The sequence below is a fragment of the Sorangium sp. So ce117 genome, assembly GCF_051524395.1.
In the GTDB taxonomy this organism is placed as follows: Bacteria; Myxococcota_A; Polyangia; order Polyangiales; family Polyangiaceae; genus Sorangium; species Sorangium cellulosum_B.
This window is the reverse complement of sequence record NZ_CP150309.1, coordinates 3,887,117-3,907,562: the sequence shown is the minus strand read 5'-3', so window position 1 is coordinate 3,907,562 and position 20,446 is coordinate 3,887,117. Positions and strand designations below refer to the sequence as shown.

Here is a 20,446-nt window from a genome sequence, read left to right as displayed (position 1 = left end):
GTCAGCACTCCTCCAGCGCGACCTTCTTGCGGGGCCGCGCGATGCCGTACGCGTTGAGCTTGTTGGTGAGCGTGCGCCGCGACACGCCGAGCAGCTCGGCGGCCCGCGTCTGGTTCTGGCGGGCCTGCTCGAGCGCGGCGACGATGCGGTCTCGCTCGAAGGAGCGCAGATCGCCCTTGATCCCGGCCTCGACCGGCGCCCGCGGCGCCTCCAGCATCAGGTGGTCCGCGCCGATCGTCCCGCCCTTCGACATCACGACCGCGCGCTCGACCACGTGGCGCAGCTCCCGGACGTTCCCCGGCCAGGCGTGCGAGAGCAGCGCGTCCGTCGCCTCCTTCGCGAGCGGCGGCGCCGGGCGCGCTAGCCGCTGCGACAGGCGCGCCGCGAAGAGCGCCGCGAGCGGCAGGATCTCGGAGGTGCGGGCCCGGAGCGGCGGGATCCGCAGGGTGATCGCGTTGAGGCGGAAGTAGAGGTCCTGGCGGAAGCTCCCCTCCCGCACCATCTGCTCGAGATCGCGGTGCGTCGCCGCGATCACCCGGACGTCCACGCGCCGCGGGCGCGTGCTCCCGACGCGGACGATCTCGCCGTACTCCAGCGTGCGGAGCAGCTTCGCCTGCGTGCGCGGGGACAGCTCCCCCACCTCGTCGAGGAAGAGCGTGCCCTCGTGGGCGGCCTCGAACAGCCCTTCGCGCGGCGCCACCGCCCCGGTGAACGCGCCGCGCTCGTGGCCGAAGAGCTCGCTCTCGACGAGCGACTCCGACAGGCTCGCGCAGTTGACCTTCACGAAGCGCTCGCGGGGATGCCCCGACATGCCGGCGATCCACTCCGCCACCACCTCTTTCCCCGTCCCGGTCTCGCCGAGGATCAGGACCGGAAGCGGCGTGGGCGCCACGGTCTCGAGGGCCTCGCGCAGGCGCCTCATCTCCGGATCGAGCGCGAGAAAACCGCTGGAACAGCCATCCACCATGAAAGCTCCCCCTCGCGCCGAAGGCGCGGGACGCGTGTGTCGCAAGTGCGACCGAGTTCAGGAGCGAGCCGAAGCAAGTCGGTGGCCAACACGCCGATCCATCGATGAACGGACTGGCCCGGATCCCGCGTGCTCCGTGGCGGCGCGAGGCACCGCCGAGGAGAGCGAGCAGGACGCGCAGGATGTCCCGCGCGGAGGCTGCGCGTCGGGGCTCGCCGTGCCGCCTGGAGGCCGGAGCCTCCACCTGATGGCGGGAGCCGCCACCAGGAAGGAGGGAGACGCTCACGGCGCGGGCGCGCCGCTGTCATGGACTGTCATTGCGTCGAGCGTCGATCTGGCCGGCCGGCCAGCGCGGGCGCCGACGTCGAGGGCAGCCGCGCCGCGTCGGCGCGACTTGCGCAACCTCGGCACGTCGCGCGCCACGGCGACGCGGGCACCGCGGCGCGTGGTCCTCGCCGGAGACCGAGCGCGTGTTCGTCCGCGCGGGGGCGCCCCGTGGGCCGCCAGGGTGCCGCCGGCGGCCTCCGGCCGCGGCGGGTGTTATCGCAGAATGCCGAGGGCGGTCTCGATCTGGTTGCGGGCGACGACGCCGTGATCGTCGATCGAGTAGTCGTCGGCCTCGAGCCGGAAGGTGCGCGTCGCGGTGACGTCCGCCCGGCCGCTGAAGCGGTACGGGATGACGGGCGACGTGAGCGTCTCGCGGAGCAGCTGGAAGCCCAGATCGACGGGGACGCTCACCGGGACGCGGACCTGGGTCGTGCGGTCGGAAGCGAGCCACACGCCGTCGCCGTCGGCCCGGAAGTCGACAGCCAGCGGGTAGCGGCCGGCGAGCACGACCTGACCGCGCACCGCGCGGACAGCGACGTCGTACGAGTTCGGGTTGTGGACGTTGACGACGATCGTCATGAGGATGCCGAGGCTCGGCGGGAAGGCGATGCGGATCCCTGTGATCTCGGCGTGGTCGAGCTGCATCGTCGGCTTGCTGACGCACGCGGCGCCGGCGATCGCCGTCAGCGCTGCGAGCGCGAGCGCGAGCGCGGGCAGGCGGCGCAGGGGGTTGGTCTTCCGGGGAAACGGCACGAGCGCGAGCTTAGCCGCGCAGGGCCACGCCGTCACCTCGCGGCGTGGCGGGGCGGGCGCGGCGAACGGCGGTGCGCGGAGAGCTCGGATCACGACGGGAGGTCGCATGCCGTGTGGCTGTCGCACGATGCGCGCTCAGCAGCCAAGGCCACGCCGCGCATCCACGACCGGCCGGTGTTCATCGCGGCCAGAGACGATCTCTCGCGCCACCCCTCGGAGGCTCCCGCCGCCGAACGCCTATATCATCGTGTCGTGTCGCGTCGTGTCGCGCGCCTCGGAGAGGCCCTCGGCGGCGTCGCCGGGCCGGCGGATGGGGCCGCTCGCGCATCCGGCGAGCTCGACATCATCGAAGGATCGACGGGTCCGGAAGTTGCTTCAAATGTGCATGTGATGCCGTTGCCCAAGATCTGCGCCGCCGAGCTCATGACCGAGAACCCCCGGACCGTGCGGGTCGACGACCCCATCGGCGAGGCGGTGAACGTGCTCCAGACGATGGACTTCCGCCACGTGCCGGTCGTCGACGAGCAGGGTGAGCTGGTCGGGATGCTCAGCGATCGCGACCTGCGCGCGCTCCAGTCGCCCTACGCCGAGGACACCGCGGTGGTCGGCGCAGCGCCGCGGAAGGCCGGCGCGCCGGTGTCCACGATCATGAGCGGCAATGTCGTGAGCGCCAGTCCGGACGCGGACGTCACCGAGCTCATGGAGCTCATGCTCGACAACAAGATCGGCGCGCTCCCGGTCGTCGACGGAGAAGGCGCGCTGGTCGGCATCGTCAGTTATGTGGACATCTTTCGCGGGCTCCTCAGGGAGGAGTGACCGCCGCTTCAGGGCGGTGAGCTCGGCTACCGTGGCTGACCTACCAGCAGGCCGATGACGGGCAACGACAGCAGCACCGAGAAGGAAATTCCCATCGTCCAGCGCAACCATCTCTTCTCCGGATGATGGACCCAGGTTGACAGCAGCAGCGACAGAGACAGGGACTGCAGGAGAACCTCTGGAAGACCCCTGAGGTGGACCCATGTCGGCAACGTCGTATAGACCATCCCCTCGATGGATCCCGGAGCCGGTCCGAACGTGCCAAGGATGCCTATCACCACCAGGGCGATCCACATCACCAGCCACCCGTTCCTCTTCCCGAAGAGCGGCTCGCGCAGCAGATGGAAGAGCCCCCCGAACATCACTCCCCGGATGGGCTGAAAGAGCGGCCCCGCCATCACCCAGGGATCGCTCGTCGGCCGCATCAGGAGGTTCAGGCTGGACTCTGCGAAGAACCGCGTATAATCGAGCAGCGAAGACGCCAGAAGACCCACGATGGTGTAGGTGACAGAGTGGGTCACGGCCGTCTTGACCACGATCTCGAAAAGCGTTGGTCGCACTGGACTCACGACGTGCAACCCGCGCGCCGACGTCCCGCCGGGCTTCATCGCGGGCTGGCAAGGTGGCGTTGCCGAGGATCCGCGGCCGGGATCGTGGGCAGCGACCTGCATTTCTTGCGTCGACGCGAACGACACGCGCATGGAGCAACAGGGCCGCGCTTCGGCTTCACGCCGGCGCGGCCGCCCGGAGGTCGACCACGGAGCGCGCGAGCTCGGGCCCGGCGCGCCGGAACACGACGAGCTCCCCGGTGTCTTCGCCCTCGACCGCGTAACGAAGGACAGGACCGAACACCTCGCCGAGCTCCCCGGCGTTGCACGTGGGCAGGTAGGTGCGCAATACCCGCGGGTCGTAGTAGCGAAAGAACATGGCGGCTCCGTCCGGACCCAGGACACGGAGCAGCCGGCGCAGGTGCCGCCGCACTGTCTCGAGGGGAGACGGCGTGGCGAGGAAGATACCCCAGCTCTTCCCCCACCCGAGCCGGAGCAGGCGTCGCGTGAACTCCCCCGATCGCTGGAGCCTCACCAGGTAGGGCGCCACCTGGGCCAGCTCCGGGCCCAGCTCGCCCGCGAGGAGGCAGCAGTGCGGCAGGTCCGAGGAGCGCACCGAGCCGGAGATCGCCGTGTCGCGCGCGCCGTCGAGGACGGCGTAGACCAGGTCCGCCTCCGCGCCCCAGAGGTGCTGAACGATTCGATCGAGCGCGGCGTCATCCATCCATCACCTCGCGGCGAGGCCGCCCGGCGCGGCCCCGGGCATGATAACCTGCCTCCGTGCTGCGGCTGCGGTTGAACGAGCGTTTTCTCGACCTTGTCTCGCCGGAGGGCGGCGGGCCCGCGAGGCCGGGCGAGGAGCGGTGGATCGATCTCTTCTGGTCGTGGGAAGAGCCGCCCCAGGGCGATCGCGTGCCGCTTCGCGGAGATCGGCTCGCGGCGCGGCGCACCATCGCCTCGCTCTGCGCGCGCGCCGAGATCCTGCACGATCTGCGGCGGTTCCTCCGCGAGGATCGGCCCTGGCTCTCGATATCGCCGGACGATCGCGAGGTGATCGACCACCTCGCGGCCGCGCTCGCGGCGGGGCACGTGCACGTCGCGGAGGCCCCGGACCAGGGTGGCTCCGGGAAGGACCTGGCCCAGCCCGCGCCCTCGCCCGCCGCGGCGGTCCCGGCCCAGCGCCCGCGCGCCGCGGCAGCGCCGGTGGAGGAGCCCGACGATGCGCAGGCAGAGCCGTGCTGGCCGTGCATGCAGCGGGCCGCCGCCTCGGCCCAGGCGTTCCGGGACGCGGCCGCGGCAGGGCTCCCGTTCATCGCGGACAGCCCGCGCGCCCCCTGACGGCGCGGAGCGCCGCGCCTGACCGAATCCAATTTGCCGGAGTGGTGGTACCGTCGGCCCACCTATGGATGTCGTCTCCGACGGGCCGCTCCCCGTCGCCTCGCTCCTCTGGCAGGTGCGCTCCCTGACCTGGGTGCTCACCGTCGTCTGCAAGGCGACGTTCACGCTCGCGCCGGGCGAGTCGCCGCTCGCGCCCGCGCAGGAGCCGATCCGCGAGCGCGACGCGCACCTGGGCGACGACCCCGCGCGCAGCCTGATCGAGGCGAGCGATCTCGCGCCGCAGAAGCAGGGCGCCGATGTCGTCCTCATCGGCCACGCCCACGCGCCCGGCGGCAGCCCCGCGCGGTCGCTGATCGCGCGGATGGCGGTGGGCGAGATCGACAAACCCATTCAGGTGTTCTGCGATCGCCTGTTCACCCAGGGGGGCGAGCTCCAGGAAGGAGCGCACTTCACGGCGATGCCGCTCGCCTACGAGCGCGCCGCGGGCGGGCCGGACACGGACAACCCTGCGGGCATCCATCGCGAGGCGCGCGACGCCCGCGGCAGGGCCGCCGTCCCGAACCTCCTCCCCGTGGATCACCTCGTGGCCAGCCCGAACGACCCGATCGCGGCCGTGGGCTTCGGGCCCATCGCCCCCACCTGGCCTTTGCGGCACCGCAGGCTCGGCAGACACGCGGCGGCCTGGTCGTCGGGCGCGCTCCTCTCGAGCCCGCTGCCGGAGGATCTCGATCGCACCTTCTTCAACGTCGCTCCGCTCGATCAGCGCCTGCTGCAGCTCCGCGAGGACGAGCAGATCGTGCTCGAGAACCTCCATCCTCGCCACCCGCGCCTCGTCACAAGCCTCCCCGGCGTCCGCCCGCGGGCGACCGTCACCGGCCGCGCCGGCGGGCCGCGCGATCTCGGCATGCGCTGCGACACGCTCGTGATCGACACCGATCGCCTCCTCTGCACGCTGACCTGGCGAGGCCAGCTCCCGCTCGCGAGCCCCAAGGAGTCAGGGCAGATCCGCGTCTCGCTGGAGCGGCCCGCGCGGCAGGCGTCGGCCGAGGCGCCCACCCCCTCGGCGCCGGGGCCCCATCCGCCGCCGCGGGTGGCCCCGGCCGCGCTCAGGGTGACGCCTCCCTCCCTCGGCCCGTCGAAGCAGACCGTCGACATGCCGGCGAAGTCGCTCGACGCCGTGCAGGCGTCGATCATGCCCTTTCGCGCGGGGCCGCCCGCGCCGCCTCCTCCCGAGGCGCCCGCTCCGCGGCCGGCCGAGCCGCCCGGTGTCCAACCGAAGCCGAGCTCGGCCGAGGGCCAGACGGGCGATCTCACCGAGGATGCGACGAAGGTGCCTCTCCCCTTCGTCGCCCCGTCCTCGGCGCCGCCCCCCGCGGCCGTATCGAACACCCCTCCTTCGAACACCCCTCCTCCGAATACCCCTTCTCCGATCCCTGCCCCGCCGATCGCGAAGGCCTCGCCCGGCGAGCCGGTGAGCCCCTGGGCGGCCGGCGCTCCGCAGCCCGGGTCGAGCGCCATGGGCATGATCCCGCACGCGCCGGCGGCGCCGCAGACCATCGGCGCGATGCTCGCGGGCGCAGGCGGGACAGCGGACGCCAGCGCCGCGCTCGCGCCGGCGCAGCGGGACGCGCTGACGCTCGTCTGGTTCGATCGGAAGAGCGTGCCGCGCATCGTCCGCAAGCCGGCCTGGCAGTGCCTGCTCGACGCCATGGAGGCCGAGCCCCTCGACCCGGAGGCCGACGATCCGGCCCTCTCCGACGAGCCCGCCGAGATCGAGGATCGGGCGCAGGTCTTCGAGATCCTCGATCGCGGCGCCGCCGCCGACGTCGCGGGCGTCCACGGGGCGCTCGCGCGCGCCGCCGGCAAGCGCGGCATGCCGGTGCCGCCGCTCGAGCTGGTCGAGGGCGAGCTCTCGCTGTCCTTTGACGAAGTGGAGACGCTGAAGGCGCTGGTCTCCACCGCGACGCCGCTCGCGGCCGGCGACGACGCGCTCGCGGCGGCGCTCGGGGCCGCCGAGAAATTCCTCGCCACGCCGGGCGTCTCGACAGCGCCCGCCGTCGCCGAGGCGCTGTGCGGGAAGATCCGCGAGGCGCTCGGCCACGGAAAGAGGGGCCGGGTAGAGCTCGCGAACGAGCAGGTGGAGCGCGCGCTGCTGGAGCAGCGGCACTACCAGAAGCGCAAGGTGCTGGGCGGGCCGCACCTGCGCGGGCTGCTGCGCGTCTCCGGAGAGACGCAGCCGCTCGTGATCTACCTGCCGGCCTCGATCGCCGAGGCGCTGCCGCTCTCGGCGCGCTTCCGGGCGCGGGTGATCGCGGCGGTGCACCCGGCGATGGACGAGCGGGAGGCGGAGCCGGTGGCGCTCCAGGCGGCGGCGCTGGGGCGCGTGGTGCAGGTCAGGCAGCGGCGCGCATCCTGAGGATCCGGACAGCCGCCGTCACACCCCCCCGAGCCGCAGCACCTCGCCCATCTCGCCCTCGATGACGAACCCGCCGATCTCCGTCCCCAGGATCTCGCTCCGCTGCCGCGCCGAGCACGACGGCAGGAACAACCGCAGCACCCGCGGATCGTAGAACCGGAAATAGAGCCCCTTCCCCGTCTCTTCGTCCCTCACGATCAGCGACCGCCGCAATCTCTGCCGCACCTCTCGAAGAGGCCTCCGCCCGGTCAGGTAGACTCCCCAGCTCTCGCCCCACCCCTCGTTCACGAGCACCGGCAGGAGCGCCGACCCCTTCTCTATCCTCACCAGGTGAGGCGCCGCCCGGGCCATCGCCTCACCTGCGATGCCCTCGAAGAGCGAGCGATTCTCGTCCTCGCAGCCGCGCAGCAGCGTGAGGATGCGCCGCTCGCGGGCGGCGTCGAGGAGGGCGAAGAGCGGCTCCGGCTCGCTCTGCAGCGCCTCCAGCGCGACCGCCCGCGCGGCGAGCAGCTCCCGTGACGGCGGCGGGCGCGGCAGCGCAGGGGGGAGATCGGCGCCCAGATCGTCGGGCACGAGCCGCAGCAGGAAGTGGGTCTGCCCCGCGACGATGAGGGCGCCGTCGCCGATCGTGGCCTCGGCGACCGCCTTGCCGCCGACCTGCGTCCCCCGGCGGCTCCGATCGACGAGCAGGCACGCGGCGCCGTCCCACGCGATCTCGAAGTGGACCGGCGCCATCTGCTCATCCTGCGAGATCACGATGTCCGCCCGCCCGAGGCGCCCCACGCGCAGCGCCTCGCCGGCCTGGAGGCGCACGCGCCGCCCGGCGAGCAGCCCTGATGTCACATAAAGCAGCGCCTTCACCCGGCGCCGTCCATCCGGCAGCTCTCGCAATCGAGGAACGGAGTCCCCGACACGGACGCGGCGAGCAGCGCATCGAGGGTGGGGGTCGAGCCGATGTTCACCGTCGGACACCCCGTCACGATCGCGCCCTTCGGCGCCGTCTCGTCGCCGAGCCGCGCGGCCATGGCGCCCTCGATGAACACGGTCGCCGAGCCCTGGACGATCGCGGCGCTGGCCGGGCACGCGGCGCGATCGCCGACCCGCGCCGCGGGCAGGAAGCCGATGTTCACCGTCCTGGCCGACGAGACGAGCGGCGTGGTCCCAGGGTGGGTCTGGCAGGTGTGCAGATCGGTGAGGCGCGCGGCGGCGGGCATGATCTCGCTCCTCCTCGTCTCAGGGAGACGGCGTGTCCTTGGGGTGCGCCTCTTCGGCCTCGAGCGGCGCCGCCGGGTTCGCGCCCTGGCCGGCGCCCGCCGCGCCGCCGCTGTTGATGTTGACGATGGTTCCCACGATATCGACGCCCCCTGAGTGGATGTCGATGAAGCCTCCTGGCCCCTTGATGGTGAGCCGCTGCCCGGCCTCGAGCACAAGGGTCGCGCCCGCCTTGATGTGGAGCTGCTTGCCGGCCTCGAGCGCGTGGTTCGCGCCCACGCGCTCGTCCCGGTTCACCGCGACCGTGAGCGACACCGAGCCGTCGACGGCCGTTCGCTGGTCCAGCTTGACGTGCACGTGGTCGCCCCCGTGGACGAGCTGCCTTCGCGCGCCCTTCACGACCACGTGCTCGTCGCCTCCCACGGTGCTCCGCTTGTGGCGCGCTGTGCGCTCGACCTCATCGCGCTTGACGAGCTGGTTCCTGTCGCGCTGCGCCTGCATGTAGACGAGCTCCTGGCCCGCCTGGTCCTCGAACTTGATCTCGTTGTACCCCGCGCCGCCGGGCGACGAACTGCTCTTCCAGGTGCTCACCGTCTTGTGATCCGGCAGCTTGTACGGCACGAGCTCGCGGCCGTTGAAGGCGCGCCCGGCCACGATCGGGAGATCTGGATCGCCGTCGAGGAAGGCCACCAGCACCTCCTGGCCGACGCGGGGGAGCATGAACATCCCGAACCCGGCGCCCGCCCAGCCCTGGCTCACGCGCATCCAGCACGAGCTGTTGTCGTCGAGCTTGCCCTCGCGATCCCACGGGAACTGCACGCGCACCCGCCCGAGCTCGTCGGTGTGGATCTCGGCGCCCGGCGGCCCCACCACGGTCGCGCTCTGCAGCCCGGGCGCGACCGGCCTGGGCGTCTTGCGCGCCGGCCGGTACGGGACCTTGGGATCGGCGAAGAGCGCGCGCCCGCGCACGCTCCACGGCTCGCCGAGCGAGGCCACGATCTCGAGCTCGGCCACCAAGAGCGGCCCTCTTCCGAACTCCGGGTGCGGGTGCTGATCGACGGCGAAGACCCGGCCGGGGTAGAGGTCGATCACGTTGGCCTCGAAGAGCACGGCGCGCTTGTCGGCGCGCATCGCCGCGAGGACCCGCGTCGAGAGATCGGCTCCGTGCTTCGGGTCGTGGCGGTAAACGCCCTTGGCGTCGCCGACGGGCGCGCCGCCCCCGGCGCTCGCGGCGAGGAACGCGCCGGGCTCGTAGCGGTACTGCTCGTATTTCGCCTCGGGCGCGGGCGCCGGGGGCGCCTCGCCGGTGAGCGAGAACGAGGGCTTGCGGAAGTCGTGGCCGCGGATCGTGCTCGCCCCGGGCCGGACCTCGTGGCCGAGCCGCACCCTGGTGACGAACTCGCGCTCGGCGGTCTCGATGGGGTTGTCGACGTACGGCAGCGGCGGCCCCGGCCGCAGCGGCTCCGCCTCGAGCTTGTCGCTCAGCGTGAGCTTGGTGTCCGCCCCGTGGTCCGGGAAGGTGTAGGCGATGCCCGCCTCTTCGAGGAGGCGGGAGAGAAAGGCGTGATCACTCTCGCCGTGCTGCACCTTGTACTCGAGCCTGGGGTACGCGCCGCGATCGATCTTCCACGCCGGCTCGATCGCCCACTCGCCGAGGAGCGCGTCGACGATGTCGGGGATGGAGAGGTGCTGGTAGATGCGGTGGCCGCGGCGCTGGGTGAGCAGCCAGAGGCGCGGCACGATGCGGAGGTAGTACGTCGAGAGCCCCGTCGGCTCGGCCTGCACCTGCTCCACGTGGCTGCACACGCCTTGCCAGAGCCTGCTGCTCAGCCAGTGGAGGTGCGCGGCGTCGGGCTGGATCTGGAGCGACGCGCTCTGGCCGACGAGCGACTCCAGCTCGAGATCCGAGAGCCTGGACCGGGCCCACACCGAGACGGCGAAGAGCTCGGAGACAGCCTCCTGGACCACGACGCGGCGCACGGAGAGCGAGGCCTCCCCGGACTGGAACGAGAGCTCGAAGATCGACATTCGGATCGGTCCTGGGTGCGAGCGCCGCCACGGGAGGCTGCGGGAGCGGATGGTAGCCCACCTCGGAAAAGAACGGGGGCGTGGCGACCAGGAGCATCGCGTCGTCCTGGCCCCGAGACCAGACAAACGTCGACGCAATCCAGAAAAGACCCTCGAGATTCAGGGAGTCAGCCTCCGCGTCCCCACGAGTGCGCCGGGGCGAGCCGCGCCTCGAACCAGCAGAACGTCTCGCGCACCCGGAACACACCGCCGTCGCCGTGCTGCTCGGCGAACCGAGAGAGCGCCGCGGGCTCGATGGCCCGTGGGTCGAACCGCTCGTGGGTCGTCGCCTGCCACCACCTCAGCAATGCGTCCAGCGTCGGAACCACGTGAGTTCCATGCTGCTCCTCCAGGCGGAGCAGCTGCAGCCCGGCGCCCTCGACGTGGTGCCCGAGCGCCGCGGCGTCCTCGAAGGCGAAATCCCGCAGGATCTTCTCCCCCGAAGGGTCGGCGAGCCGCGAGAGCTCCCCGACGAGCGCGGGGAGCGACGAGACGCACTGGACGAGGATGCGCCCTGAGGGGCGGAGCAGGTCGCGCATCCGGCGGAGGACCGCGCGCTTGTCGCGGATCCAGTGAAACACGAAGTTCGAGAAGACGAGATCGAAGCGGCGGTCCCGGGCGACCTCGCCGAGGCTCTCGGCCGCCGCCACCTGGAACTCCAGGTTGGGCGCGCCTGCGGTGCGCCGGGCGAGCGCGATCCGCGCCTCGTCCGGATCGATCCCAAGGACGCGCCCGTCGGGGCCCACGAGCTCGGCGAGCTGCCGCGTGAGGCCGCCGGTGCCGCAGCCGAGGTCGAGCACGAGCTCGCCCCGCCTCGCGCCGGCGAACGCGATGAGGCGCTCGCCGCGCCCCCTCTGCCAGAGGCTCCCTCTCCGGTAGGCCTGTGCGGCGCTCGACGCCGCCACGGCGGGCCTCCTGACGCCGGCGTCCTTGTCGAGGCTCCGAGGAAGGTCACGTCTCATCTCGCCCCCCCGTCGTCGAAGCGCGCGGTGATGAAGTAGCCAGAGCCCCGGACCACGTTCGCCGAGTGCGGGACGCCCGGCGGGATCCAGATGCTCGTGCTCTCGGTGACGTGGTGGACGCGGGAACCGAGCTCGACGCGGTACTCGAGGCCCGCGGGATCCGGGAGGATCAGGTTGATCTCCGGGCCGTCGTGGGTGTGCAGCGCCGTGTAATCCCGGCGCGCCGCCTCGGCGCTGTCCACCCGATGAACCGCCAGGTGAACCGGGAACCCCGCGGCGAAGAACCTGCGGATGCACTCGACGTCCTCATGAAATGCGACGGAGGACAGCGGGCTCGGCACATTGCCGCAGAGGACCGCCTCGTCGATCCGCTCTTCGACAGAGAGGGACCTCGAGAGGAGATTCATTGTCGTCATCGGTATCGGCGCAGACATCATGGCGCTCAGCTCCGTGTGATGGCGCGGCGGCGCCGCGCGCCCGTGGACGGGTGTCGCGAGCGATCACGCAACGCGCATGCCGCGTGGCGCGCCCTCCCCGGCGTGACACCCATGGACGCAGCGCAAGCGCACCAACGCGCCAGATTCGACCCCCATGGGCGAGCCGCGGCGCGCGCCGGGCCGACGGCTCGACCTCTGCGCCGGGCGAGCCGCCGTGACATGTCACACCCGAGAGCGTGACATGTCACACCCGAGAGCGTGACATGTCACGCCCGCCGTCACACCCTGACCGTGCCATCGCGCGCCGCCGGGGCGTCCTGTGACCTGTGGCAACCACCGCACCACCGTCGTCAGTCGGTGATCGTCTCGTATTGAAGCATCGTCCCGCACGCCGCCGCGAAGTACCCGAGGAGCAACATCATGTCCACGCCTGGCCCGAACGCGGTCACCTTCGCCGAGGAGAAGAACGCGAACAGGATGTCTCCCACGGCCATGAGCGCGCAGCCCGCGAGCAGCGATCCCCAGATCGCCCACACCTTGCCGCCGCGGAAGGCGCGCGCGATCCGCAGCATCACCAGCGCGGGGACGAGCGCGATCAGATCGAGGATGGGATAGGCGATGTTGATGAGCCGCTCGCCGAGCGGCACCGGCGCGCGCGCGATCGGCGCGAGCAGGGGATAACCGATGATCACCATCGCCGCCGCCGCGCCCGCGGCGATGCCGAGGTGCTCGCGCGCGCTGCCGACGGGGAAGCCGGACGCGCGGTACACGAAGACGAAGCGCACCGACGCGGCGATCAGCAGCGCATATCCCAGGAGGAACGCGGCGTCCGCGATGGACGGCAGCGGCGTGGGCGCGCGCGCGACGAGCGGATAGTACACGAGCCCGACCTGGCCCAGGGTGAAGAGCGCGAGCCACGCGCCGAGCAGGAACCACGGGCCGCGCGCCGGGTTGTCGCGCTCGAGGCGCGCGGCGCTGCGCAGGCCGAACACGGCGGCGACCGCGAGGCACACGAGCCGCACGAGCGGACCCACGGTGTCGACGACCGACGTCGGGAGGAGCCTCTCGGAGAGCTCGGCGGACTGGGGCAGCAGGCGCGGGACGTACACCGCGCACACGATCGTCACCACCACCGGCGCCACGCGGCGAACGGGGACGCGCGTCATCGAGCTCCTCCCTGCGCCCCGATCGCGGCGCGCGCCTCGTCGAGGATCCGCTGGGCCTTGTCGCGCCCGACGAACACGCCGAGCCCCGGCGCGACCGCGGCGAGCAAGCGCTCCACGTCGGCCGGGGAGAGGCGCCCGTGCTTGAACTCCAGCTTGTCCGCCTGGCTGCGCACGGCCGCGCGCGCCATGTTCTCGCCGAGGTACGGCGCGAGCACGTCCACCAGCTTCTTGATGACCTCGTCCGCCGGAAGCATCGCCCTCAGCAGCGACGCGCCATGGCGGCCGGGAGCTCGCCCTGGCGGACGACGTGGAGGGTCATGGGGGCGCTCGCAAGGTAGATCGCGCCGCGCGAGAGGGTCAACGAGGCAGAGGACGCGCCCGCGGGCCGCTTCACATGCTCCGTGACGATCTCCGAGAGCTCATCGAGCTGCCCGCTCGCGGGCCGGCGATCGAGAGCCGCGGTGTTCGCGCCGCAGCGCAAAGGCGATACCCTCCTTCAGGGTTTGAAGCGTCACGAGGTCGCCGAGGCCGACGCCCTGTTCGATCAACGACTGCGCGATCCGCGGCTGGATGCCGGTGAGCACCGCCTGGGCGCCGAGGAGCTTCACCGCCTTGGCCAGCCGAATCATCGCGTCGGCCACCTGGGCGTCGAAGACCCCCACACCGGTGATATCGACGACCACCGTCCTTGCGTTGTACGTGGTGACCCCCTGGAGGAGGGTCTCGAGCGCCGCCGCGGCGCGGGCGGCGTCCAGGAAGCCGACCAGCGGCATCGCGATGACCTGATCCGCCACCGGCATGAGCGGGGTCGATAGCTCACGAACCAGCTGCTCGAGCTCGCGGTTGAGGCGCCTCACCTCGTCCTCCGCCCGCCGGCGCTCGGTGACATCGACTCCGATGGACTGGAACTCGGCGTGCAGCCCCTCATCACCGACCGGGGCGCGGTTGGTCCACTGTAGCCAGCGGACCGATCCGTCCGGGCACAGGACCCGGTGCTCGGTGTGGAGGATGGGGTTCTCGGGGCCGACGGTCGCGAACTGCTTCTCTAGTAACCGCTGGTCCTCCTCGGGGATCAGTGGTGTGAAGCGGTGGCCGACCAGCTCCTCCGGCGTCTTGTCGAAGAATCGGCAGTAGACCTCGTTGACGAACGTCAGCGTGCCATCTGGCCGGAAACGGCAAATGAGCTCGGTCTGGCCCTCGACGATGGCCCGGAACCGCGCCTCGCTCGCCCGCAGGGCGGTCTCCACGCGCCGCCTCTCGGCGAGCTCCCGCTCGAGCTCGGCATTGCGCCGCCGGAGCATCTCCAGCTCCGCGCCCGCTGCAACACTACCATTCACATGGCTCTCGTTCATGGTCCCGTGCTCCCCCGAAGCGCCGGCACGCACAGCAGCGCCCCGCTCGGCCAGGCTATCAAAGGCGCAGCCGCCACGGGTCAACTTCGGATGAGGTCGCTCGCCGCCTCCAGCATCGCTGGCCTGCGGAGCTCGCCTTCCCATGGAGCCCCCTTGATCTCGCAGGTCAGCGCAAGGGTCGGGCAGGAACGGGCAATTTATGGCCTCACTGAACGGGATCAACCATCGATACAGCTTCACTTTTCCAAGAAGAAGGCGGATGGCGCACGGAACCCTCGTTCACCCGGGTGAGCGGCGATCACCCTTGACTTATTAAAAACTCTTTACTTTCCCCTCCCCCGCGGCCCATCCAACGTCGGAGAGGATCGTTGTGGAGCAAATTTACACCCGCTTCTCTGCTCGGAAGCCTCGTGCTACGCAAATGACACCGGCGGTTGGGCGATGCTCCATCTGGCGTCTGGCTCAGCGGCTGCGCGGAAGCATGCACCCGGCACCCAGCGGTCCGGCATCCAGCGGTAACGAGGAGCACCATGCGAATCAACGATCAGGCAGGTCCGTCCACCGTATCATTGGGCAAGATGTCTCAACGCACGTTCGGTTTCCTCTCGTGCGTCACGGCCTTGCTGCTGGGCGCCTGTGGCGGCGAAGATCCCGAGGTCGGGGGCTCTGGTGGAGCAGGCGGCGGCGTGTCGTCCACCTCCACCACGACCTCCTCGTTGACCGGCACCAGCGCCGGCCCCGGCACCAGCAGCGCCGGCGCGGGCGACCCCTCCAGCTCCGCCGCGACCACGGGCTCCTCCTCGTCGAGCGGAGATCCCGCCGGTGGCACCGGCGGCTCGAGCGGGACGGGCGACACGCACCCGAAGGATCATTGCGTGGATGGTTACGATCCCCATCCCAGCGACGCGACGATGAAGGACGGCTCGGCGGAGTTCGTGAAGAACAACCAGATCGATCTCACGGTTCAGCCGGAAGTCATCGCCTGGATGGAGGAGAACGAATGGCAAGCCGCCCACTTCGAGTGGCATAGCATCCGGCGCTGCAATGGCGGCATGGGCATGAGCAGGGTCAATATCTGCAGGTCGGCTGTCCCGGTCCCGTCGGACCAGGAGTGCAAGACGACGGGCGACGGCTTCCAGTTCCTCGCCATGCACCGGCACATGATCCAGTCGCTGAAGCAGCTCTGGCCGAAGCACTCGGAGCAGTTCGAGGGCTTCAAGAAGTTCCCCACGACGGCGGACGAGCTGCCCCAGCAGTGGAGATCGGACTTCAGGCCCTGGAGCGCCACGACGCTCGCCAACGCGAAGATCGGCGACGAGATCGACAAGCCGGAGAACCTGAGCCGCTTCCCGGACGAGGGCGCGTTCGGCATGTGGCTCCAGTGTTTCGCCGGCCAGGCCATCCCCGGCAGCAACCAGCAGGCCAGCGGCCTTCACGGCGATCTCCACTTCAAGTGGGTGCGCCCCCAGAACACCGACCACGGCCTCGGCAACCAGTTCACGAACATCGACAACTACATGTTCTGGAAGCTGCACGGCTGGATCGACAACGTCTGGGAGAAGTACCGTGTCGCCAAGGGCATGTCGCCCACCGACCAGAAGCTGAAGGACGCGGTGGCCGCCCAGTGCTACGAGATGGACGCGATCGCTCAGGTCATCAATCCTGACCTGAAGCCGGATCCGGATCCGGGGAACCCCCTGCCCGAGGAGTCCGGCGTGTTCCACGAGACCATCCGTCCGATCTTCGAGAGCGCGATCCACAAGTGCAGCGGTTGCCACGCTGCGCCGTCGACCGGTCCCGCAGCAGGTCTGTCGCTCGGCGGCGACATCAGCTCGACGGACATCGTCGCGGGCCTCGTCAACAAGACCGCCAAGGGCGGTGGGCAGTTCAAGCTCATCGTCCCGGGGAACCCGGACCAGAGCTGGCTCTACCTCAAGGTCGCAGGGACGGCCGGGAGCGCCGGATGCAGGCCTTCCGCCGGCGGCACCTGCCAGACGGGCGTCATGCCGCAGGCCGCGGACGGCAAGCCGAGCGTGACGAGCGCTGAGCTCGCGGCCCTCCGCCAGTGGATCCAGAGCGGCGCGCCCGCGCCGACGAAGAACTAGACTCGCCCCGCTCCGCCTCCCCCACGGCCCGCTCGCCCCTGCGCAGGAGCGGCCCGCGGGAGCCAACCGCCCGTCAAGGCACGCCTCTCCATCGTCATCGAAGGACGCCGCCGGCTCGATGCCACCCCGTACGGTGCACGAGCCGGCGGGCGCGCCAGCGCGCCCTCGAGCGGGCCCGTGGGGCTCTCGCTCTCGGCCACGCCGATGACCATGCAGGCGACCGGCTCGCATCTTACGGCTTGGTTACCTCGAAGGACGCGACGTTCACCGAGCCGCCCAGGGACTGCGTGGCGTAGTTGAAGATGCCGAACCGGTAGCCGAGGAAGTACTGCCAGTTCTTGTTCATGCTGAGCGTGTTGCCCAGGTTGGTGAACCGGGCGCCGTCCGTGCTGTAGGAGAAGCGCGCTTGCGCTCCGCCGTTATCCGTGCGGACGTTGGCCTCCACGCGCAGCCAGATCTTGCCGCCGGACACGTCGGCGCCGGCCACCTCGGTGCCCTTGCTCGTCGTGGCCCAGGAGGTGTTCATGTTGACCCCATTGGTCATCACGACGCGCGTCGCCCCGTTGGTCTTCTTGACACCGATCCACGCCGACATGTCGCGCAGGGCAGCGAGGCCGGCGACGTCGCCGTTCTGCATCTTGCTGTGGTCGAGCTCGATCGTCGCGATCGAGACGGGTCCTTCGATACGGCGCGTCAGCGTGTTTCGAGCGGCGTACAGATCGTCGGTCACCGTCGCCGTCTGCAGGGTCAGCCCGGCCCCGGACGACCACTTGGTGCTGTCGGGGTTGTGGTTCCACTCCCACTCGGGGCGCAGGGTCGCCGCCGCGAAGGTGTCCTTGGTCACAGGCGGCTTCACCCGGTTCGATCCGCAAGGCAGGTTCGGGAAGGGGTACGTACCTCCCCACTTGCCGTCCACCAGGGTGAGCGACGGCCAGCCGTCGGTCCAGGTCATCGGGGCCATCACCGGGATGCGACCAGCCGGGTACGAGTCGTTGAACCCGAGGTAGTACCAGTCGCCGTTCTGCGTCTGGACGACGCCGCCCTGGTGCGGGGCGCCGCCGGAGCCCGGAGCGCCGGCGTAGGGCAGCTTGACCGCGAAGGGCCGCAGCTCGTAGGGACCAAAGGGCCCGCTCGTCGAGCGCAGCACATACTCACCGTTCGCGTACTGCGTGGTGAAGATGTAGTAGTCCCCGTCCTTCTTGATGATGCGAGAGCCCTCCAGCGGTCCGGAGATGTTGCCCGGCGTCTGGAACACGACCTGATTCTTGACCTGGCTGAAGCCGTCTGCGCTCAGCTGCGCCACGCTGATCGTGTTGTTTCCGTAGGCCACGTACATGGTGTCGTCGTCGTCGATCAACAGCCCCATGTCGTAGTAGCAGCCGCCCTTGTGCTTCTCCCACGGGCCTTCGGGGGACTTGGCCGTGAAGACCCAGCCGCCGCCCTTGTTGTGCATGCAGCCCATCCAGTAGAAGGTCTTGTTGCTCTCCCGGTACTGGAGCGTGGAAGCCCAGATGCCGTTCACATAGGATCTATCCCGGCCCAGGTCGTACGACGGGTCGACGTCGAGCAGCGGAACGGAGTGGGAGACGTATTCCCAGTGGACGAGATCGTAGGAGCGGAGCAGGGGCGCTCCAGGCGAATGGTGGAAGGTGGACGCCGTGTAGTAGTAGGTGTCGCCCACGCGAATGACCTCCAGATCGGGGAGGTCTTGCCAGATGAGAGGATTGGAGTAGGTCTCGGGGCAGACGGCGGGGGCGCCGCCGCCGTCGCCGCCGTCGCCGCTGCCGCCGGTGCCGGGGTCAGCGCCCCCGGACGCGGCGGAGCTTCCGCTGGCGCTCGTCGAACCGCCGCTCGTCGTTTGCCCGTCGCTCCCGCCCGAGCCGCTGCTGCTCGAAACGCCCGTTCCAGGGCCGGTCGTCGCGCCCGTGGCGCCGCCGCCGCCATCACCGTCGCCCACCTGCGACTCCCCGCTACAACTTGCGACGAGAGCGAGGAGACAGACAGCAGACGCCGTACCGCCTGCGCGTCGGTTGAGAGAGCGGGTGTTGGTAGTTCGGGAAGGAAGGTGCATGGTGATGGCCTGATAAGAGGTGTCAGCGAGAGCGCGCGGCCCGCTGCTGCCAGAAAAAGAAAAAACGAACGCGTCGAGGCGACGCTGCTCCTCGATCGCGACGACCCGGCGTGGTCGCGCGGTCGCCGTCCAGAAGCATTCGCCCGAATCTCTCGGGAAAATTCACAGGGAGGCAGGGAGACGGGGAGTAAAATTCCACCGTTCTCCCCGTCTCCCTGTTCAATTTTCCGCGAAAAGCAAATCCAGGGGAGGCGTTGTCAGGTCACCGCCCTGCCCGAGCGTGCCTGAGTCAATTGTGAACGTTCACATTCGACGAGTCAAACAAAAATTGACGAGGGCGCGCCGCCGTCGACGGAGGCTCAGGAGCGCGGCCGGGGGATCCCGAGCCGCTGCCGCCGCTCCCACAGCGCCTTGCGGCTGATGCCGAGGCGGCGGGCGATCTCGGTCTCCGTCAGCTCGTGCTGGTGCTCGAGGACGAAGCGGCGGAAATAACCCTCGAGAGAGTCGGACGGGGGCTCTCCCTCGTGCGCGTCCGCGGCAGGCGCGGGCAAAGGCGGTTGAGGGGGCGCGTCGAGCCCGAGCAGCTCCAGCCCGATCTCGCTCGCGTCGACGAGCACCATCGCGCGGTGAACGGCGTTCTCTAGCTCCCGGATGTTGCCCGGCCAGGGGGCCGCCGCGATGGCGGCGCGCGCCTCCGGCGTCAGCGTGAGCGGCGCGCGGCCCATCGCCCACGCGCGCCGCCGGAGCAGCGACTCCGCGAGGCGCACCGCATCGCCCGGCCGCTCTCGCAGCGGCGGGAGGCGGATCTCGAGGACCCGCAGCCGGAAGTAGAGGTCGCTCATGAACGATCCGTCGCGCACCATCGCCACGAGATCTCGGCGCGTCGCCGCGATGAGGCGCACGTCGATGCGCCGGGCGCGGGTCGCGCCCACGCGCCGCACCTCGCCCGTCTGGAGGAAGCGGAGGAGCCGCGCCTGGACCTTGGGCGGCAGCTCGGCGATCTCGTCGAGCAGCAGCGTCCCGCCCTCCGCGGCCTCGCAGAGCCCCGCGCGGGCGGAGATCGCGCCGGGGACGGCGCCGCGCTCGTATCCGAAGAGCTCCCCCTCGATCTGCCCCTCGGGGATGGCCGCGCAGTGGACCGGGACGAACGCCAGCTGCCGGCGCGGGCTCAACCGGTGCACGGCGCGGGCGAGCGTCTCCTTGCCCGTGCCGCTCTCGCCGAGGACGAGCAGCGTCGCCTCGCTCGGGGCGACCTTGCGCACCCGCGCGAACACCTCGCGCATGGCCGCAGAGCCGCCGACCATGCCCTCGAGCTCGTCGTCTTCGGATGTGGGCGGCACGGGCGGCGCAGACGGCGCGGGCACCGAGGCGCCTGGCGCGACGTCGGGGAGCGCGCTCGGCGCAGACCGCGCGCCGGGGAGATGATGGTCGAGGAGAGCGACGAGCTCGGCGTGATCGAACGGCTTCGACAGGTAATCCGCAGCGCCGCGCTTCACGGCGTCCACGGCCGCCTTCACCGTGGCGTAGCTCGTCATGAGCACGACCGGCGCGCCGCCGCACTGCCCGACGAGCGCGGTGCCCGGCGCGCCCGGCAAGCGCACGTCGGCCAGCACCAGATCGAACGCGCGCAGATCGTGATCCGCCGAGGCATCCTCGACCGACCCCGCCTCGATGACGTCGTGCCCGTGACGGACGAGCAGCCGCCGGAGCTCCGTCCGGATGACGACCTCGTCCTCGACCAGCAGGATCCGGCTCACGGCGCCACCTCGAGCCCGCGCATGGGACAAGGCTACTCAGGACCGTTGCCGCTGAATACGTGAGGACGCATAGCGCAACGCGTTAAGACTGACGACTCAGTTGTCCAGGTTACTGATCGCAGCGCCATGCGAGGACCGAGGCGCGTTCTCCG

Annotated in this window: 18 protein-coding genes; 4 read left to right on the top strand and 14 right to left on the bottom strand. The window is 70.7% G+C overall.

Annotated features, from left to right (window positions below):
• Position 1: 1 nt before the first annotated feature.
• Together WMF46_RS14680 and WMF46_RS14675 are read right to left on the bottom strand one after the other, a co-directional pair.
• On the bottom strand, positions 2–967 hold the full coding sequence (locus WMF46_RS14680) for a sigma-54 interaction domain-containing protein (protein ID WP_437986182.1): 966 nt from the start codon (positions 965–967) through the stop codon (positions 2–4).
• Positions 968–1,507: 540 nt separating this feature from the next.
• A complete protein-coding gene (locus tag WMF46_RS14675) occupies positions 1,508–2,047 on the bottom strand; it encodes an LEA type 2 family protein (protein WP_437552539.1) in 540 nt (179 codons plus the stop codon).
• A 390-nt stretch (positions 2,048–2,437) separates the two neighbouring features.
• Here WMF46_RS14675 and WMF46_RS14670 point away from each other — a divergent pair, with 390 nt between their 5' ends.
• Complete coding sequence (locus tag WMF46_RS14670) at positions 2,438–2,863, top strand: CBS domain-containing protein (protein WP_437986181.1); 426 nt, start codon at positions 2,438–2,440, stop codon at positions 2,861–2,863.
• A 26-nt stretch (positions 2,864–2,889) separates the two neighbouring features.
• Here WMF46_RS14670 and WMF46_RS14665 read toward each other — a convergent pair whose 3' ends face one another.
• Together WMF46_RS14665 and WMF46_RS14660 are read right to left on the bottom strand one after the other, a co-directional pair.
• Positions 2,890–3,564 (bottom strand): hypothetical protein, encoded by a 675-nt coding sequence (locus tag WMF46_RS14665; RefSeq protein ID WP_437986180.1) that lies wholly within the window; start codon positions 3,562–3,564, stop codon positions 2,890–2,892.
• A gap of 25 nt (positions 3,565–3,589) precedes the next feature.
• A complete protein-coding gene (locus tag WMF46_RS14660; protein ID WP_437909076.1) occupies positions 3,590–4,135 on the bottom strand; it encodes a DUF4123 domain-containing protein in 546 nt (181 codons plus the stop codon).
• A 71-nt stretch (positions 4,136–4,206) separates the two neighbouring features.
• Between WMF46_RS14660 and WMF46_RS14655 the strand changes: the two genes are divergently transcribed.
• Positions 4,207–4,749 carry a hypothetical protein gene (locus tag WMF46_RS14655; RefSeq protein WP_437986179.1) on the top strand — a complete coding sequence of 181 codons (543 nt, stop codon included), beginning with the start codon at positions 4,207–4,209 and terminating at the stop codon, positions 4,747–4,749.
• A gap of 64 nt (positions 4,750–4,813) precedes the next feature.
• Positions 4,814–7,165 carry a DUF2169 domain-containing protein gene (locus WMF46_RS14650; RefSeq protein WP_437986178.1) on the top strand — a complete coding sequence of 784 codons (2,352 nt, stop codon included), beginning with the start codon at positions 4,814–4,816 and terminating at the stop codon, positions 7,163–7,165.
• A gap of 18 nt (positions 7,166–7,183) precedes the next feature.
• Here the strand turns inward: WMF46_RS14650 and WMF46_RS14645 are convergent, their stop codons facing one another.
• The 8 genes from WMF46_RS14645 to WMF46_RS14610 form a co-directional block, all read right to left on the bottom strand.
• Complete coding sequence (locus tag WMF46_RS14645; RefSeq protein ID WP_437986177.1) at positions 7,184–8,026, bottom strand: DUF4123 domain-containing protein; 843 nt, start codon at positions 8,024–8,026, stop codon at positions 7,184–7,186.
• Positions 8,023–8,379, bottom strand: coding sequence for a PAAR domain-containing protein (locus WMF46_RS14640; RefSeq protein ID WP_437986176.1), 357 nt, complete (start codon positions 8,377–8,379; stop codon positions 8,023–8,025). The genes WMF46_RS14645 and WMF46_RS14640 overlap by 4 nt, the downstream gene beginning before the upstream one ends.
• Before the next feature lie 19 nt (positions 8,380–8,398).
• Positions 8,399–10,405 (bottom strand): type VI secretion system Vgr family protein, encoded by a 2,007-nt coding sequence (locus WMF46_RS14635; RefSeq protein ID WP_437986175.1) that lies wholly within the window; start codon positions 10,403–10,405, stop codon positions 8,399–8,401.
• A gap of 167 nt (positions 10,406–10,572) precedes the next feature.
• Positions 10,573–11,406, bottom strand: a complete 834-nt coding sequence (locus WMF46_RS14630) for a class I SAM-dependent methyltransferase (protein ID WP_437986174.1) — start codon at positions 11,404–11,406, stop codon at positions 10,573–10,575.
• Positions 11,403–11,822, bottom strand: coding sequence for a hypothetical protein (locus WMF46_RS14625; RefSeq protein ID WP_437986173.1), 420 nt, complete (start codon positions 11,820–11,822; stop codon positions 11,403–11,405). Before WMF46_RS14625 ends, WMF46_RS14630 begins: the two co-directional genes overlap by 4 nt.
• Before the next feature lie 371 nt (positions 11,823–12,193).
• Positions 12,194–13,009, bottom strand: coding sequence for a hypothetical protein (locus WMF46_RS14620; protein ID WP_437986172.1), 816 nt, complete (start codon positions 13,007–13,009; stop codon positions 12,194–12,196).
• Entirely contained in the window at positions 13,006–13,263 is a 258-nt protein-coding gene (locus tag WMF46_RS14615; protein WP_437986171.1) for a hypothetical protein, read from the bottom strand. Before WMF46_RS14615 ends, WMF46_RS14620 begins: the two co-directional genes overlap by 4 nt.
• Before the next feature lie 165 nt (positions 13,264–13,428).
• Positions 13,429–14,361, bottom strand: coding sequence for a PAS domain S-box protein (locus WMF46_RS14610; protein ID WP_437986170.1), 933 nt, complete (start codon positions 14,359–14,361; stop codon positions 13,429–13,431).
• Positions 14,362–14,939: 578 nt separating this feature from the next.
• Here WMF46_RS14610 and WMF46_RS14605 point away from each other — a divergent pair.
• Entirely contained in the window at positions 14,940–16,466 is a 1,527-nt protein-coding gene (locus WMF46_RS14605) for a hypothetical protein (RefSeq protein WP_437986169.1), read from the top strand.
• Positions 16,467–16,698: 232 nt separating this feature from the next.
• Here the strand turns inward: WMF46_RS14605 and WMF46_RS14600 are convergent, their stop codons facing one another.
• Both WMF46_RS14600 and WMF46_RS14595 read right to left on the bottom strand, forming a co-directional pair.
• Positions 16,699–18,537 carry a glycoside hydrolase family 43 protein gene (locus WMF46_RS14600; protein WP_437986168.1) on the bottom strand — a complete coding sequence of 613 codons (1,839 nt, stop codon included), beginning with the start codon at positions 18,535–18,537 and terminating at the stop codon, positions 16,699–16,701.
• 359 nt (positions 18,538–18,896) lie between these two features.
• Entirely contained in the window at positions 18,897–20,294 is a 1,398-nt protein-coding gene (locus tag WMF46_RS14595) for a sigma-54-dependent transcriptional regulator (protein WP_437986167.1), read from the bottom strand.
• Between the last annotated feature and the right edge of the window lie 152 nt (positions 20,295–20,446).

Coding starts and splice junctions, on each gene's coding strand:
- WMF46_RS14680 (WP_437986182.1), bottom strand. CDS start 967: ATGGTGGATGGCTGTTCCAGCGGTTTTCTCGCGCTCGATCCGGAGATG.
- WMF46_RS14670 (WP_437986181.1), top strand. CDS start 2,438: ATGCCGTTGCCCAAGATCTGCGCCGCCGAGCTCATGACCGAGAACCCC.
- WMF46_RS14665 (WP_437986180.1), bottom strand. CDS start 3,564: ATGCGCGTGTCGTTCGCGTCGACGCAAGAAATGCAGGTCGCTGCCCAC.
- WMF46_RS14660 (WP_437909076.1), bottom strand. CDS start 4,135: ATGGATGACGCCGCGCTCGATCGAATCGTTCAGCACCTCTGGGGCGCG.
- WMF46_RS14650 (WP_437986178.1), top strand. CDS start 4,814: ATGGATGTCGTCTCCGACGGGCCGCTCCCCGTCGCCTCGCTCCTCTGG.
- WMF46_RS14640 (WP_437986176.1), bottom strand. CDS start 8,379: ATGCCCGCCGCCGCGCGCCTCACCGATCTGCACACCTGCCAGACCCAC.
- WMF46_RS14635 (WP_437986175.1), bottom strand. CDS start 10,405: ATGTCGATCTTCGAGCTCTCGTTCCAGTCCGGGGAGGCCTCGCTCTCC.
- WMF46_RS14630 (WP_437986174.1), bottom strand. CDS start 11,406: ATGAGACGTGACCTTCCTCGGAGCCTCGACAAGGACGCCGGCGTCAGG.
- WMF46_RS14625 (WP_437986173.1), bottom strand. CDS start 11,822: ATGACGACAATGAATCTCCTCTCGAGGTCCCTCTCTGTCGAAGAGCGG.
- WMF46_RS14620 (WP_437986172.1), bottom strand. CDS start 13,009: ATGACGCGCGTCCCCGTTCGCCGCGTGGCGCCGGTGGTGGTGACGATC.
- WMF46_RS14615 (WP_437986171.1), bottom strand. CDS start 13,263: ATGCTTCCGGCGGACGAGGTCATCAAGAAGCTGGTGGACGTGCTCGCG.
- WMF46_RS14610 (WP_437986170.1), bottom strand. CDS start 14,361: ATGAACGAGAGCCATGTGAATGGTAGTGTTGCAGCGGGCGCGGAGCTG.
- WMF46_RS14605 (WP_437986169.1), top strand. CDS start 14,940: ATGTCTCAACGCACGTTCGGTTTCCTCTCGTGCGTCACGGCCTTGCTG.
- WMF46_RS14600 (WP_437986168.1), bottom strand. CDS start 18,537: ATGCACCTTCCTTCCCGAACTACCAACACCCGCTCTCTCAACCGACGC.